Origin of the sequence: Nocardioides cremeus (assembly GCF_030518195.1) — a bacterium.
GTDB lineage: Bacteria > Actinomycetota > Actinomycetes > Propionibacteriales > Nocardioidaceae > Nocardioides > Nocardioides cremeus.
This window is the reverse complement of the sequence record NZ_JAULSC010000001.1, coordinates 469,062-482,815: the sequence shown is the minus strand read 5'-3', so window position 1 is coordinate 482,815 and position 13,754 is coordinate 469,062. Positions and strand designations below refer to the sequence as shown.

The 13,754-nt window shown below is 74.1% G+C and carries 13 protein-coding genes; 7 read left to right on the top strand and 6 right to left on the bottom strand.

Going from position 1 to position 13,754, the window contains the following annotated elements:
• The first annotated feature begins 23 nt into the window (after positions 1 to 23).
• A complete protein-coding gene (locus tag QWJ41_RS02300) occupies positions 24 to 812 on the top strand; it encodes a DUF2189 domain-containing protein (RefSeq protein WP_302705555.1) in 789 nt (262 codons plus the stop codon).
• A gap of 29 nt (positions 813 to 841) precedes the next feature.
• On the opposite strand, the gene QWJ41_RS02295 is transcribed toward QWJ41_RS02300, so the two are convergent.
• The 4 genes from QWJ41_RS02295 to zwf all read right to left on the bottom strand — a co-directional run bounded on the left by QWJ41_RS02295 (position 842) and on the right by zwf (position 5,218).
• Positions 842 to 1,135, bottom strand: coding sequence for a DUF1905 domain-containing protein (locus tag QWJ41_RS02295; protein ID WP_302705554.1), 294 nt, complete (start codon positions 1,133 to 1,135; stop codon positions 842 to 844).
• 72 nt (positions 1,136 to 1,207) lie between these two features.
• Complete coding sequence (gene eda / locus QWJ41_RS02290; RefSeq protein WP_302705553.1) at positions 1,208 to 1,834, bottom strand: bifunctional 4-hydroxy-2-oxoglutarate aldolase/2-dehydro-3-deoxy-phosphogluconate aldolase; 627 nt, start codon at positions 1,832 to 1,834, stop codon at positions 1,208 to 1,210.
• Positions 1,818 to 3,707: a phosphogluconate dehydratase gene (gene edd, locus QWJ41_RS02285; RefSeq protein WP_302705552.1), complete on the bottom strand. Its 1,890-nt coding sequence runs from the start codon at positions 3,705 to 3,707 to the stop codon at positions 1,818 to 1,820. Before edd ends, eda begins: the two co-directional genes overlap by 17 nt.
• Complete coding sequence (gene zwf / locus QWJ41_RS02280; RefSeq protein WP_302705551.1) at positions 3,704 to 5,218, bottom strand: glucose-6-phosphate dehydrogenase; 1,515 nt, start codon at positions 5,216 to 5,218, stop codon at positions 3,704 to 3,706. The genes edd and zwf overlap by 4 nt, the downstream gene beginning before the upstream one ends.
• A gap of 83 nt (positions 5,219 to 5,301) precedes the next feature.
• On the opposite strand from zwf, the gene QWJ41_RS02275 reads away from it, so the two are divergent.
• The gene (locus QWJ41_RS02275; RefSeq protein WP_302705550.1) at positions 5,302 to 6,471 is read left to right on the top strand and encodes an ROK family protein; all 1,170 of its coding nucleotides are present in this window, start codon (positions 5,302 to 5,304) and stop codon (positions 6,469 to 6,471) included.
• A gap of 95 nt (positions 6,472 to 6,566) precedes the next feature.
• Here QWJ41_RS02275 and QWJ41_RS02270 read toward each other — a convergent pair whose 3' ends face one another.
• Positions 6,567 to 7,742 (bottom strand): homogentisate 1,2-dioxygenase, encoded by a 1,176-nt coding sequence (locus tag QWJ41_RS02270; protein WP_302705549.1) that lies wholly within the window; start codon positions 7,740 to 7,742, stop codon positions 6,567 to 6,569.
• A 71-nt stretch (positions 7,743 to 7,813) separates the two neighbouring features.
• On the opposite strand from QWJ41_RS02270, the gene QWJ41_RS02265 reads away from it, so the two are divergent.
• The 5 genes from QWJ41_RS02265 to QWJ41_RS02245 are packed head-to-tail and all read left to right on the top strand — an operon-like array spanning position 7,814 to position 12,109.
• Positions 7,814 to 8,647, top strand: a complete 834-nt coding sequence (locus QWJ41_RS02265) for a hypothetical protein (protein WP_302705548.1) — start codon at positions 7,814 to 7,816, stop codon at positions 8,645 to 8,647.
• Positions 8,644 to 9,795 carry a fumarylacetoacetate hydrolase family protein gene (locus QWJ41_RS02260; RefSeq protein WP_302705547.1) on the top strand — a complete coding sequence of 384 codons (1,152 nt, stop codon included), beginning with the start codon at positions 8,644 to 8,646 and terminating at the stop codon, positions 9,793 to 9,795. The genes QWJ41_RS02265 and QWJ41_RS02260 overlap by 4 nt, the downstream gene beginning before the upstream one ends.
• Before the next feature lie 19 nt (positions 9,796 to 9,814).
• Positions 9,815 to 10,291 carry a nitroreductase family deazaflavin-dependent oxidoreductase gene (locus QWJ41_RS02255; protein WP_302705546.1) on the top strand — a complete coding sequence of 159 codons (477 nt, stop codon included), beginning with the start codon at positions 9,815 to 9,817 and terminating at the stop codon, positions 10,289 to 10,291.
• A 29-nt stretch (positions 10,292 to 10,320) separates the two neighbouring features.
• Entirely contained in the window at positions 10,321 to 11,157 is an 837-nt protein-coding gene (locus QWJ41_RS02250; protein WP_302705545.1) for a siderophore-interacting protein, read from the top strand.
• Between the two features lie 10 nt (positions 11,158 to 11,167).
• Positions 11,168 to 12,109, top strand: a complete 942-nt coding sequence (locus QWJ41_RS02245; protein WP_302705544.1) for a metallophosphoesterase — start codon at positions 11,168 to 11,170, stop codon at positions 12,107 to 12,109.
• Positions 12,110 to 12,142: 33 nt separating this feature from the next.
• On the opposite strand, the gene QWJ41_RS02240 is transcribed toward QWJ41_RS02245, so the two are convergent.
• Positions 12,143 to 13,681, bottom strand: coding sequence for an LVIVD repeat-containing protein (locus QWJ41_RS02240; RefSeq protein WP_302705543.1), 1,539 nt, complete (start codon positions 13,679 to 13,681; stop codon positions 12,143 to 12,145).
• Positions 13,682 to 13,754 lie beyond the last annotated feature (73 nt).

The following is a 13,754-nucleotide window of genomic DNA, read 5'->3' as shown; positions in this document are numbered from 1 at the left end:
CTCTATGGCCCCAGGAGTCCGCCATGTCGGTCAACCAGCCACCACCGCCGCCACCACCGCCGCCCGGAGACGGGTACGGCGCACCCCCGCCCGGCGCCCCGGGGCCGGGGCCGGACGGGGTCCCCTGGCAGCTCGGTGACGCGCTGTCGTTCGGGTGGGCGAAGTTCCAGGCGAACGTGGGCCAGATCCTGCTCTCGGCGCTGGTGCTCATCGTGGCCATGGGGGTCGTCGGCGCCGTCGGCTTCGGCCTCACCGCGCTGCTGACCTCCGAGTCGGAGTGCCGCTTCGACGCCACGGGCGAGCTCGTCTGCGAGGGCGGCAGCGGTTTCGTGGCGTCGCTGGTGGTCAGCGCCATGGTCAGTGCGCTGCTGCTGCTGGTCGCACTCGTCGTCGGCGCCGGGCTGGTGCGCGCCAGCCTTGCGGTCACCGAGGGCCGGCCCTTCCAGTTCAGCGACGTGGTCCGCACCGACAAGCTCGGACAGGTGGTGACAGCCGCAGCGATCATCGCCGTGCTGACCTTCGTCGGCACGCTGCTGTGCTACCTGCCGGGGCTGGTGGTCGGCTTCGCCACGTCGTACACCATGTACTTCGTCATGGACCGCGACCTCGGTGCGGTCGAGGCGATCAAGGCCAGCGTGCAGCTGGTGCTCGACAACCTCGCCAACGCGGTGGTCTGGTACCTCGTCGGCGGCCTGGTCGCCGCAGCGGGCTTCCTGCTCTGCGGCCTGGGCGCGCTGGTCACCGTGCCGGTGGTGCTGCTCGGCACGGCCTACACCTACAAGCGCTTCACCGGCCAGCAGGTCGCGGCCTGACGCTGGGTGTCGCTACGGCCCGGGTCGGGCTACGGCTGCACCAGCCGCAGCCGCAGCCGCACCCGGTCGCCGACGTGCACCTCCTCGGCACGGCGGACCTGCTGCTTGAGCGGCAGCACGAAGCCGCGTGCCTTGTCGGGGAAGACCGAGGTCCGCCACGTGGTGGCACCGAGCTCGACCTCGACCCGCACCGACCCGAAGCCCGACCGCGGCCCGGCCAGCAGCCGGATGTCGTCGTCGACCTCGCCCGGCACGGTGACGAAGGCCCAGGACCCGCCCTCGGCCAGCCACACCTCGGCGTCGAACGCCCACGCATCGCTCATCCGTCCATCTTGGCGCCGTGGGAGCCCGGGCACGGGAGATCCGGGCCGGCTCGACGCGAGATTCGGGACGGGTCAGCGGAGGGCGGCGGCCTCGGCGGCGAGCTTCTCGATGCGCGCCCAGTCGCCGGACTCCACCGCGTCGCGGGGGGTGAGCCAGGTGCCGCCGACGCAGCCCACGTTGGGCAGGGCGAGGTAGTCGGGGGCGGAGGCGAGGGTGACGCCGCCGGTGGGGCAGAAGCGGGCGGCGGGCACCGGCGCCGAGAGCGCGCGCAGGTACGCCGCTCCCCCGGACGCCTCGGCCGGGAACAGCTTCATCTCACTGACGCCGGCCTCGAGCACGGCGAGCACCTCGGAGACGGTCGCGGTGCCAGGCAGGAACGGCAGCCCGGTGCCGAGCATCGCCGACAGCAGCCGCGGGGTGGTGCCGGGCGAGACCAGGAACGAGGCCCCGGCCGCGGCGGCCTCCTCGGCCTGGCGGGGCGTGGTGACGGTGCCGACGCCCAGCGCGATCTCGGGCACCTCGGCCGCGACGGCCCGCACCGCGTCGAGGGCCACCGGGGTCCGCAGCGTCAGCTCGATCACCGGCAGCCCGCCGGCCACGAGGGCACGCGCCAGCGGCACGGCCTCGGCGACGGACTCGACGGTGACGACCGGGATGACCGGCGCGAGGTCGAGCAGGGACTCAGGCGTGCTGGGCAACGGGGGCCTCCTGGGCCGAGAGGGCGTCCTTCTCCGCAGCGAAGGGGAAGACGCTGGCGCCGGCGTCGGCGGGCCCGACGGTGGCGCGGAACATGGCGAACAGCTCGCGACCGGTGCCGGCCAGGTCGGCCGCGCCCTCGGGACGCTGCACCGCGGGGCGGGCCAGCACGGTCTCGGGGTCGGCGATGCTCAGCAGTCCCCGATCGGCGTCGACGGTGACGACGTCGCCGTCGACGATGCGGGCCAGCGGTCCGCCGAGCGCGGCCTCGGGCGTGACGTGGATGGCGGCGGGGACCTTGCCGGAGGCACCGGACATCCGGCCGTCGGTGACGATCGCGACCTTCTGGCCGCGGTCCTGCAGCACACCGAGCGCGGGCGTGAGCTTGTGCAGCTCGGGCATCCCGTTGGCGGCCGGGCCCTGGTGGCGCACCACCGCGACCAGGTCGCGTCCGTCGAGCTCGTGGCGCTCGAAGGCGGCGAGCAGGTCGGCCTGGTCCTCGAAGACCACGGCCGGCGCGGTGACCACCCGGTGCTCGCCGGCCACGGCGCTGGTCTTGATGACCGCGCGGCCCAGCGGCCCGTCGAGGACCCGCAGCCCGCCGTCGGCGGCGAAGGGGTCGGTGGCCGGGCGCAGCACCTCGGGGTCGAGGGACTCCTTGGGCCCGTCGACCCACGTCACCGAGCCGTCCTCGAGCAGGCGCGGCTCCTGGGTGTAGCGGCGCAGCCCGGGCCCGGCGACGGTCTGCACGTCCTCGTGCAGCAGCCCCGCGTCGAGAAGGGTGCGCACCAGGAAGGCCATCCCGCCCGCGGCCTGGAAGTGGTTCACGTCGGCAGAGCCGTTGGGGTAGATCCGGCACAGCGACGGCACCACGGCCGAGAGCTGCGACAGGTCGTCCCAGGTCAGGTCGACGCCCGCGGCACGGGCGATCGCGACCAGGTGCAGCGTGTGGTTGGTCGAGCCGCCGCTGGCCAGCAGCGCCACGCAGGCGTTGACCAGCGAGCGCTCGTCGACCACGTCGCCGACCTGGGCGTCCTCGGCCTCGCCGCGGGCGATCGCGGTCACCCGCGCGGCCGCGGCGTCGGTCAGCGCCGCGCGCAGCGGCGTACCGGGGTTGGGGAAGGACGCGCCGGGCAGGTGCAGGCCCAGCACCTCCATCAGCAGCTGGTTGGAGTTGGCGGTGCCGTAGAAGGTGCAGGTGCCCGCCGAGTGGTACGACGCCGCCTCGGCCTCGAGCAGCTCCTCACGGGTGGCCAGGCCCTCGGCGAAGCGCTGGCGCACCGCGGCCTTCTCCTTGTTGGCCAGCCCCGACTCCATCGGCCCGGCCGGCACGAAGACCGTCGGCAGGTGCCCGAAGGACAGCGCGCCGATCAGCAGCCCGGGCACGATCTTGTCGCAGACCCCGAGCATCATCGCGGCGTCGAACATGTCGTGGGAGAGCCCGATGGCGGCCGACATCGCGATCACGTCGCGGCTGTGCAGCGAGAGCTGCATGCCGGCGCGGCCCTGGGTGATGCCGTCGCACATGGCGGGCACTCCCCCGGCGACCTGCGCAATGCCGCCGGCGCGGATCACGGCCTTCTTCAGCTGGCGCGGGTAGGTCTCGAACGGCTGGTGCGCCGAGAGCATGTCGTTGTAGCTGGTGACGATGGCCAGGTTCGGCTTGACCGTGCCGCGCAGCGCCTCCTTGTCGGCGGGCTCCGCGGCGGCGAAGCCGTGGGCGAGGTTCGCGCAGGCCAGCCGGGTGCGGGCCGGGCCGGCCTGGGCGGCGGCGCGGTTGCGCTCGACGTACGCCGCGCGGGTCGCGGCGCTGCGGGCGACCAGGCGCTCGGTCACCTCGGCCACGACGGGGTGCATCTCGATGGGTGTGCTCACTGGTCGGTCTCCTGCCAGGCTCGGCCGTCACGCTCGAGGAGAGCGGCGGCGGCGTAGGGGCCGGGCGTGCCGGCGGGGTAGCGGCGGGGCCGCTCGGGCGAGTCGGCCCAGCGGGCCAGGACGGGCTCGACCCACGACCACGCGGCCTCGACCTCGTCGCGGCGCATGAAGAGGGTCGGGTTGCCGCGGATGACGTCCATCAGCAGCCGCTCGTAGGCCTCGGGCGAGCGCTGGTCGAAGGCGTCGGCGTAGGAGAGGTCGAGCGAGACCGGCCGCAGCCGGATGCCACCGGGGCCGGGCTCCTTGGCGGTCAGGTGCAGGCGCATCCCCTCATCGGGCTGCACGCAGATGTGCAGCCGGTTGGCGGTGGTCACGCCCTCCGAGCCGGGGAACATCGCGTGCGGCGGCTCCTTGAAGACCACCACGATCTCGGAGACGCGCCGGTCCATCCGCTTGCCGGTGCGCAGGTAGAACGGCACCCCGGCCCAGCGCCAGTTGCGCACCTCGGCCTTGAGCGCCACGAAGGTCTCGGTCCACGAGTCGGGGGCGCCGGCGGTCTCGGGACCGGCCAGGTCGTCGGCGTACGACGGCACGGGCCCCTCGGCGGTCAGCCCGGCGGCGTACTGGCCGCGCACGGTGTCGCGGTCGACGTCCTCGGGGCTCAGCGGCTTCAGCGCCTGCAGCACCTTGAGCTTCTCGTCGCGCACGTTCTCGCGCCCCACGTAGGTCGGCGGCTCCATGGCCACCAGGCACAGCAGCTGCAGCAGGTGGTTCTGCACCATGTCGCGCAGCGCGCCGGCATGGTCGTAGTAGCCGCCGCGGGAGCCGACGCCGACGGTCTCGGCGACGGTGATCTGCACGTGGTCGACCCAGCGCGAGCTCCACAGCGGCTCGAGGAAGGTGTTGGCGAAGCGGGTGACCAGCAGGTTCTGGACGCTCTCCTTTCCCAGGTAGTGGTCGATGCGGAAGATCTGGCGCTCCTCGAAGACCTCGCCGACCGCGTCGTTGACCTCGCGGGCGGAGGCCAGGTCGTGCCCGATCGGCTTCTCCATGACCACGCGGGCGCGCTCGTCGACGACGTCGATCTCGGCGAGCCGGGCACACGTCGGCCCGAAGAGGCGGGGTGCGACGGCGAGGTAGAAGACGCGCACGGTCTCGTCAGCGTGGGGCCGGTCCTTGAGCAGGTCGTGCAGCAGGTGCCAGCCCTCCCCCGACCCGGAGTCGAGGCACAGGTGGTGCAGCCGGCCCAGCAGCCGCTCGACCGCGTCGGGGTCGAGGTGCTCGGGGGCCAGGTGGGTCTCGAGACCGGCGCGCACCTCGGCGCGGTAGCCGTCGTCGTCGATCTCGGAGCGCGAGACCCCGATGATGCGGGTGTCTGGGGGCAGGTGGCCCTCGAGGTCGCGGTGGTAGAGCGCGGGCAGGATCTTGCGCAGCGCCAGGTCACCGGTGCCGCCGAAGACGGTGAAGTCGCACGCCTGGGGCAGCGTGGCAGCGACGTCGGAAGAGGTCATGGGCTCCACGGTCGCAGGAACTTTGGATCGATACAAGCCCACTTGTGATTGTTTCGAGCAAAAGTCGGTGCTGTAATCGCAGAATGACCGAGACCAGCCCCGGCTCCACCGCCGGCGACCTCCTCACCCTGGTGCGCACTGGACGCGCCGGCACCCGTTCCGAGCTGGTGCGCCTGACGGGCATGTCGCGCGGCGCGGTCACCGCCCGGCTCAGCGCCCTGGCCGCCGCGGGCCTGCTGGTCGAGGGCGGCGAGGTCGCCTCCACCGGTGGGCGCCCCGCCGGCGCACTGGCGCTGGACCCCGACGCCGCGGTGGTGCTGGCGATCGCGGTCGGCCGCTCCCGCAGCCAGGTCGGCGTCTTCGACCTGGCCGGGCGCGAGATCGCCAGCGACACCCGCGACCACGAGCCGGGGGTGGCCGCCGCCGAGCTGATGCCCGACGTCGTGTCCCGGCTCGGCGGGCTCCTCGAGGGCGTCACTCCCCCCGTCGTCGGCGTGGGGATGAGCCTGCCCGGCAGCGTCGACCCCGTGCGCCGCACCAGCGTCGACGCGCCGGTGCTGAAAGGCTGGGACGGCGTCGACCTGGCGGCGTACGTCGCCGAGCTGACCGAGGCGCCGCTGCACCTCGACAACGACACCGCCGCCCTGACCCGCTCGGAGATGTTCGGCCGGGTGCCGGCCGCGCCGACCATGCTCGTGGTCAAGGCCTCCACCGGGCTGGGCCTGGGCGTCGTCGCCGACGGGCGCATCGTGGGCGAGCGCCGGGGAGCCGCCGGCGAGCTGGGCCACACCCGCGTCGACGCGGCCGGCGACCTGCTGTGCCGCTGCGGCGCCACGGGCTGCCTCGAGACCATCGCCGGCGGCTGGGCGCTGGTGAACCGGTTGCAGGAGGCGGGGGTGCAGGCCCGGCACGTGCGCGACCTGGTCACCCTGGCGCTCGACGGCGAGCCGCTGGCGCGCGGGCTGCTGCGCGAGTCGGGGCGCCACCTGGGCGAGGTGCTCACCGTGGCGGTCAACCTGCTGCACCCCGGCGCGGTCGTGGTGGGCGGCGACATGGGCGCCGCCTTCGACCTCTACACCGCCGGGGTCCGCGAGACGCTCTACTCCCGCGCCCACCCCGCGGCCGTGCGCGACCTGCGCTTCCTGCCCGCCACCCACGGCGAGGCCGCGGGCCTGCTGGGCTGCGCCGCGCTGGCCATCGACGCCGCGCTGGCGCCCGCCGCGGTCGACGCCCTGCTGCGCACCCGCCGCTGACGCACGAGCGGTCACATTCGCACCATCCAGCAGTCAGTTCCGCACCTCGGGTCGGTGCGAAAGTGACCGCTCGGTGGTGAAGAAGTGACTGCTCGTCAGAGCCGGCGGCCCGCCCAGCTGAACGGGTAGTCGGCGTCCTCGACGGCCAGCGCGGCCTCGCCGAGCTCGAGGGGGGCGAAGGTGTCGACCATGACGGCCGACTCCTCGAAGGCCTCCGCACCCAGGGACGCCTCGATCGCGGCGGGCTGGGGGCCGTGGGCGTGGCCGCCGGGGTGCAGCGAGACCGACCCGAGGCCGATGCCCGAGCCCTTGCGCGCCTCGTAGTCGCCGGCGACGTAGAACATCACCTCGTCGGAGTCGACGTTGGAGTGGTAGTAGGGCACCGGGATCGCCAGCGGGTGGTAGTCGACCTTGCGCGGCAGGAAGTTGCACACGACGAAGTTGTGGCCCTCGAAGACCTGGTGCACCGGCGGCGGCTGGTGCACCTTGCCGGTGATCGGCATGTAGTCGTCGATGTTGAAGGTGTAGGGGTAGAGGCAGCCGTCCCAGCCGACCACGTCGAAGGGATGGGTGTCGTAGACCATCCGGGTGCCCACGACCCCGGCGGAGGTGCGGTGCTTGACCAGCACCTCGACGTCGCGCCCCTCGGCCAGCAGCGGCTCGGCGGGGCCGTGCAGGTCGCGCTCGCAGTACGGCGCGTGCTCGAGCAGCTGCCCGTAGCGCGAGAGGTAGCGGCGCGGCGGGGCGACGTGGCTGTTGGCCTCGATGGCGTAGAGCCGGCTCGGCTCGGCCGGCAGCCACCGGTGGGTGGTCGCCCGCGGCACCACCACGTAGTCGCCCGCGCGGTAGGACACCGCCCCGAAGACGGTCTCGACGACCCCGCTGCCGGCCTCGACGAAGACGCACTCGTCGCCGATGGCGTTGCGGTAGAGCGCGGAGGCCTCGACGCCGGTGACCACGTAGGAGATCCGCACGTCGTTGTTGCCCAGCACCAGGCGGCGACCGGTGACCGCGTCGGGCCCGGTCTCGAGCTCGTGCAGGCGCAGGTGGCGCGGTGCGAGCGGGTGGTTGGGGGTGCGGGACTGGTCGGGCAGCTCCCAGACGTCGGTGGCCACCAGCGCGGAGGGCACGCCGCGGTGGTAGAGCAGGGAGGAGTCGGAGGAGAAGCCCTCCTCCCCCATCAGCTCCTCGCGGTAGAGCCGGCCCTCGGGGTCGCGCAGCTGGGTGTGCCGCTTGCCGGGCACCTCGCCGAGTCGTCGGTAGTAGGCCACCGCCCAGTCTCCTCACTGTTCGAAAGTCGGACAGATGTGTCCGCTATCCGCGTCGTGGTAAGAGTAGCCGCGTGCCTGCCACCACGGAACCACTCTGGCGCGGCCTCGTCGACGACGCCGCGATCTTCCCGCCCGGCGACGCGCCGCTCGACGCCGCCCTGGCCGCGTACCGCGAGCGCGAGGAGCCGCTGGTCGGCGCCTTCGTGCTGCGCGACACCGACCTGCCGCAGGTCGAGCCCGGCCCGCCGCTCGCGGTGGTCGTGACCGGCGGCGCGGGCCAGGTGGGCGGCCCGGCCGGCCTGGCCACCCGTCGCGGCCACGCCCTGGCGCGGCTCGAGATCGCGCTGCGCGACCTCGACGACCTGCCCGGCAACGCCCGCCGGGTCGTGGCGGCCGTCGACGCGGCCCGCGCCGCCGGCGACCTCGACGACGAGGTCGCGGTGCACGTCGAGCTGCCCGCCCTGCCCGGCGAGCCGACGTACGGCTGGCTGGCCGCGGCCGACGAGGTCGCCTCGGCCGAGCTGCTGCTCAAGCTGCGCACCGGCGGCCTCGACGCCGACGCCCACCCCGACTCCCCCACGCTGGCCGCCTGGATCGACGCCGCCCTCGACCGCGAGACCGCCTTCAAGTGCACCGCCGGGCTGCACCGCGCGGTGCGGCACACCGGCGACGACGGCATCGAGCGGCACGGCTTCCTCAACCTGCTGCTCGCGACCCGGCGCGCCTTCGACGGCGCGACCCGCGACGACGTGGTCGCCACCCTCGAGGAGCGCGACGGCACCGCGCTGGCCGCCGCCGTGGCCGCCGAGGACCTCGCCGGCGCCCGCCGCTGGTTCCGCTCCTTCGGCTCCTGCTCCGTCTCCGAGCCGCTCGCCGACCTCGACGCCCTGGGGGTGCTCGCATGACCGACCACGACGGCTCCACCGAGGACAGCCACGAGGACAGGGGCGGCTTCGGCCTCGACCACCTGCCGTACGCCGTCTTCTCGCGCGACGGCGGCCCGCGCCGGGTCGGCGTGCGGCTGGGCGACACGGTGCTCGACCTGCACGAGGCGACCGGCCGGCCCGAGCTCGAGTCGCGCTCGCTCAACGCGTTCATGGCGCTGGGCCTGGAGGTGTGGCGCCAGACCCGCGCGCAGGCGGCCGAGCTGGCGACCACCACGCAGGGCGTCCCGCTCGCCGACGTCGAGCTGCACCAGCCCTTCGAGGTCGCCGACTACGTCGACTTCTACGCCTCCGAGCACCACGCGACCAACCTGGGCCGGATGTTCCGGCCCGACAGCGAGCCGCTGCTGCCGAACTGGAAGCACCTGCCGGTGGCCTACCACGGCCGCGCCGGCACGGTCGTGCCCAGCGGCACGCCGGTGGTGCGCCCGTCGGGCCAGCGCCGACCGGGCCCGGGCCAGGGCGACGCCCCGGTCTTCGGGCCGTCGCAGCGCCTCGACATCGAGGCCGAGCTCGGCTTCGTGGTCGGCGCCCCGTCCTCGCTCGGCGACCCGGTGCCGGCGGCCGGGCTGGCCGAGCACGTCTTCGGGGTGGTGGGCGTCAACGACTGGTCGGCCCGCGACATCCAGGCGTGGGAGTACGTGCCGCTCGGCCCGTTCCTCGGCAAGTCGTTCGCGACCTCCGTCAGCCACTGGGTCACCCCGCTGGCCGCGCTCGAGGCCGCGTGGTGCGACCTGCCCGGCCAGGACCCGCGACCGCTGGACTACCTCGACCCCGGCCACACCCGCGGGCTCGACGTCGACGTCGAGGTGGTGCTCAACGGCGAGGTGGTCAGCCGCCCGCGCTACCGCACGACGTACTGGTCGCCGGGCCAGATGCTGGCGCACCTGACGGTCAACGGCGCCAGCCTGCGCACCGGCGACCTCTACGCCAGCGGCACCATCAGCGGACCGGGCGACGACGAGGTCGGCTCGCTGATCGAGCTGTGGCGCGGCGAGCGGTTCCTCGACGACGGCGACGAGGTGGTGCTGCGCTACAGCGCACCCGGCACCGGCGGCGGCCGGATCACCCTGGGCGAGGTCAGCGGCCGGGTCCTCCCGGCCCGCTAGGTCGGCTGGGTCAACTGTCATGGGCCTGTTCACCCCGCTCGCCGTGCGCCTGGGCGCCCAGCCGTGGCTGCCGCGCCTGCTGCCGCAGGTCGTCGCGGTCGACATCCGGCTGCAGCGTGCGACGCGGGGCCGGGTCAGCCTGCTCGACCTGGCGGGGCTGCCCAACCTGATGCTGACGGTGCCGGGTCGACACAGCGGCCTGCCCCGCTCGGTGCCGCTGCTGTGCGTGCCCGACGGCGGGGGCTGGCTGGTCGCCGGGTCGAACTTCGGCGGACCGGTCGTGCCCGCGTGGGTGCACAACCTGCGCGCGGCCGGCACGGCCACGATCCACGTCCGCGGCCGCGAGACCCGGGTGCGCGCCGTCGAGCTCGCCGGTGAGGAGCGTGCAGAGGCCTGGGCCACGATGCTCGCGACCTGGCCCAACTACGCGCACTACGAGGCCCGGACCGAGCGGCTGATCCCGGTCGTCCGTCTCATTCCGAAGACCCCTGGCTAAGCATAGGCTTACCTAAGTAGACTCCGAGCGTGAGCGAGCTGCCCCGGCTGATGCCGACCGACCCCCAGATGTTCCGCGCCACGGTCCTGGCCACCGCGCGGGTGTCCCCGTCCTTCCAGCGGGTCACGCTCGGCGGGCCGGCGCTCGACGGGTTCGCCTGGCAGGGCCACGACCACTGGTTCCGCCTCTTCGTGCCCGCGACCCCCGGCGCGGCGCTGGTGCTCCCCGAGGTCGAGGGCCGCTCCTGGTGGCAGGCCTACCTGGCCATCGAGGAGGCGCAGCGCCCGCACTGCAGCAACTACACCGTCGCTGACCTGCGCCGATCCGGCACCGGCACCGAGATCGACGTCGACGTGGTGCTGCACACCGACGGCGCCGGGCACCTGGCCGGCCGGGTCGCCCGCTGGGCGGTCTCGGCCGCCCCGGGCACCCCGGTGGCCCTGCTCGACCAGGGGCCGATGTTCGACCCGCCCGCCGACACCCGCCGGGTGCACCTGGCCGCCGACGAGAGCGGGCTGCCGGGCGTGCGCGGCATCCTGCGCGACCTGGCGCCCGGCACCACCGGGACCGCCGTCATCGAGGTGCCGACCGACGACGACGTCGAGCCGGGGCTCGTGCACCCCGCCGGCGTCCAGGTCACCTGGGTCAGCCGCGGGGGCCGCCACGACAGCCCCGGCGCCGGCGCCCTCCAGGCGGTGCAGGCCCGCACCGGCCCGGTCGACCCGCTCGACTACGCGTTCGTGGTCGGCGAGTCCACGCTGGCCACGGGCGGTCGCCGCCACCTGCGCCGCAGCGGCCTGCCCGCGGCACGCATCTGCTTCTCGGGCTTCTACAAGGCCCACCCGCACCCCCAGCCGGTCGCCTAGGCTCGACCGGGTGAGCGACCCCGTGCAGCTGGGCCAGCACCCGCCCGCCGGCCACGTCCTGGCCCACCTCAGCGACCCGCACCTGCTCGCCGGTGGCGCGCTGCAGTACGACGTCGTGGATCCCGAGGCCGGCCTGGTGCTCGCCCTCGAGCGGCTGCGCCGGATGAGCCCCGCGCCCCAGGCGCTGGTCTTCACCGGCGACCTGGCCGACCGCGCCGAGCCGGCGGCGTACGCACGGCTGCGCGAGCTCGTCGAGCCGGCCGCGGCCGAGATGGGCGCTCAGGTGGTGTGGGTGATGGGCAACCACGACGAGCGGGAGCCCTATGCGCGGGGGCTCTTCGGCGAGGACGCCGACCCCGAGGCGCCGCAGGACCGGGTGCACGACGTCGACGGGCTGCGGGTGATCGCGCTCGACACCAGCGTGCCGGGCTACCACCACGGCGACCTGACGCCGGCGCAGCTGGTGTGGCTGGCCGAGGAGCTGGCCGTGCCCGCCCCGCACGGCACGGTCCTGGCGATGCACCACCCGCCGATCCCGCTGCCGATGCTGCGGGCGGCCGAGACCATCGAGCTCGCCGACCAGCACCTGCTGGCCGAGGTGCTCGCCGGCTCCGACGTGCGCGCGATCCTCGGTGGGCACTACCACTACTCCAGCCACTCGACCGTGGCCGGCATCCCGGTCAGCGTCGCCTCGGCGTCCTGCTACACCACCGACCCGGCCCCGCTGGAGCGCTTCGTCTCCGGCGTCGACGGCCACCAGGGCCTCAACACCGTCCACGTGTACGCCGACCGGGTGGTGCACACGGTCGTGCCGCTGTCGCCGGCACCCGAGGTCAGCGGCTTCCCCTCCGACGTCGTGGCCCAGGTCGAGGCGCTGAGCCCCGAGGAGCGCCGCGAGCTGATCTCGCGCAAGGACTCGCCCTTCAACGCCGGGCCCCTGGCCGTCGACTGAGCCCCGTCGACTGGGCCCTCTCGACTGGGCCCGTCAGTCGCGGCGGCGTCGTGCGGCCCGGCGGTGCAGCAGCAGCGCGCCGAGCGTGGCCGGCACGACCAGGGCCAGACCGGCCGCGGTGGAGGCGTCGACCCGGTCGGCGGCGACGCTGCCCTTGCGGCGCGGCTTCAGGTCCCGGGGCTTCAGGGGCTTGACGTCGCCGATGGTCGAGCCGTCGTAGCGGAACACGTCGAAGCCGCGGACCAGGTCGTTGGCGTAGCCGAAGAAGGAGCCGTTCTTGCGGATCTTGTTGGTCTTGAAGGACCAGGCGTCGGAGTCGGGCATCGTGAAGTGGCCGACCTCCTTCATCCCGACCCCGTCGCCGAAGGCGATGGCGGCCGGTCCGGCGAGCGGGTCGGCGGCGGCGTCGGCCAGCCCCGAGATGTCCAGGACGCGCACGCCCTTGGCGTACCAGGCGATGGTGAGCAGCTGCTGGCGCGGGTAGATACGCAGCACGTGGGAGGTGCAGGTGGTGCCGTCCTGGACCGAGTACTCCGGGGCGAACCAGGTGCCGATCTTGGCCGGGTCGGACTCGAGGTCCCCCGTGACGTCGTAGAGGTGCAGACCGCCGCCGGGGCACTCCGCCGAGGCAGCCGCGCCGGCACGCTCGTCGGTGACGACCAGGATCGTGCGCTTGTTGCCGTCGGAGTCCTTGAGCGTGACCGGGTCGGCCTGGTGGGAGACGTTGACCGCCGGGTCGACGATCTGGCCGAGGATCGCGGGGTCGGCCGGGTCGGTGGTGTCGAGCACCAGCGTCTGCGAGAGCGCGGCGGAGTAGGCGCGGGTGCCGTCGGCGCTGAAGGTGATGTCGTGCGACTCCGAGCCCAGCGAGGAGGGCACGAACGGGATCACGAAGTCCTGCACCTTGACCGGACGGGTCGGGCGGCGGATGTCGTAGATGGTGATGTGCGGCTCGGGACCGGCGGTGAGCAGGTCGGAGTTGGAGTTGTAGAGCCACTTGCCGCTGGGGTGGATCGTCATGTTGTGCGAGCCCGCGGGCACCGGCAGCCAGCTGACGGTGCCGGGGCGCTTCGGGTCGGTCAGGTCGACGATGACGGTGCCGGCGTCGCCGGCCTCGAGGCCCAGCTCGGTGCCGCAGCGCGAGGCGGCGCCGGCGGCGCCGACGGTGCCGTCGGCGGTGTAGCTGGCCAGCACCCGACCGCGACGCTTCCAGACCTGGATGTCGCCCTGGGAGATCTTGCAGTCGTAGACCGCGACCGGCTTCGGCTTGCGGGGCCGGGTGATGTCGATGATCTGCAGGCCGCCGCGCAGCGTGCCGGCGAGCGCGTACTCGCGCTTGCCCAGGCGCATGAACTCGATGTCCGTGCCGTTCTGCGCCTCGCCGGTGTCGTCGTACTGCAGGTTGGCGACGTACTTCATCGCCACGCCCTCGCCCTCGGTCGCGACCTCGGCCGCACGCGTGTTGGTGGGCAGGTCACCGCCCTGGTGGGCCAGGGCCGGTGGCGCCGCGAGCAGCGAGGCCATGGCGGTCAGGGTCAGGGCGAGGAGGGTGGAGCCGGCGCGACGCGTCATGCCCCCACCAACGAGGCAGGCACCCAGTGGTCACGGGCGCGCCTGGGGTGGCCGGGGCATCGTGCGGACCCGG

Bases quoted from the DNA above. Each gene is read 5' to 3' on its own strand.
- zwf (WP_302705551.1), bottom strand. From the start codon at position 5,218: ATGACCTCTTCCGACGTCGCTGCCACGCTGCCCCAGGCGTGCGACTTC.
- QWJ41_RS02260 (WP_302705547.1), top strand. From the start codon at position 8,644: ATGACCGACCACGACGGCTCCACCGAGGACAGCCACGAGGACAGGGGC.
- QWJ41_RS02300 (WP_302705555.1), top strand. From the start codon at position 24: ATGTCGGTCAACCAGCCACCACCGCCGCCACCACCGCCGCCCGGAGAC.
- QWJ41_RS02275 (WP_302705550.1), top strand. From the start codon at position 5,302: ATGACCGAGACCAGCCCCGGCTCCACCGCCGGCGACCTCCTCACCCTG.
- QWJ41_RS02295 (WP_302705554.1), bottom strand. From the start codon at position 1,135: ATGAGCGATGCGTGGGCGTTCGACGCCGAGGTGTGGCTGGCCGAGGGC.
- QWJ41_RS02240 (WP_302705543.1), bottom strand. From the start codon at position 13,681: ATGACGCGTCGCGCCGGCTCCACCCTCCTCGCCCTGACCCTGACCGCC.
- QWJ41_RS02255 (WP_302705546.1), top strand. From the start codon at position 9,815: ATGGGCCTGTTCACCCCGCTCGCCGTGCGCCTGGGCGCCCAGCCGTGG.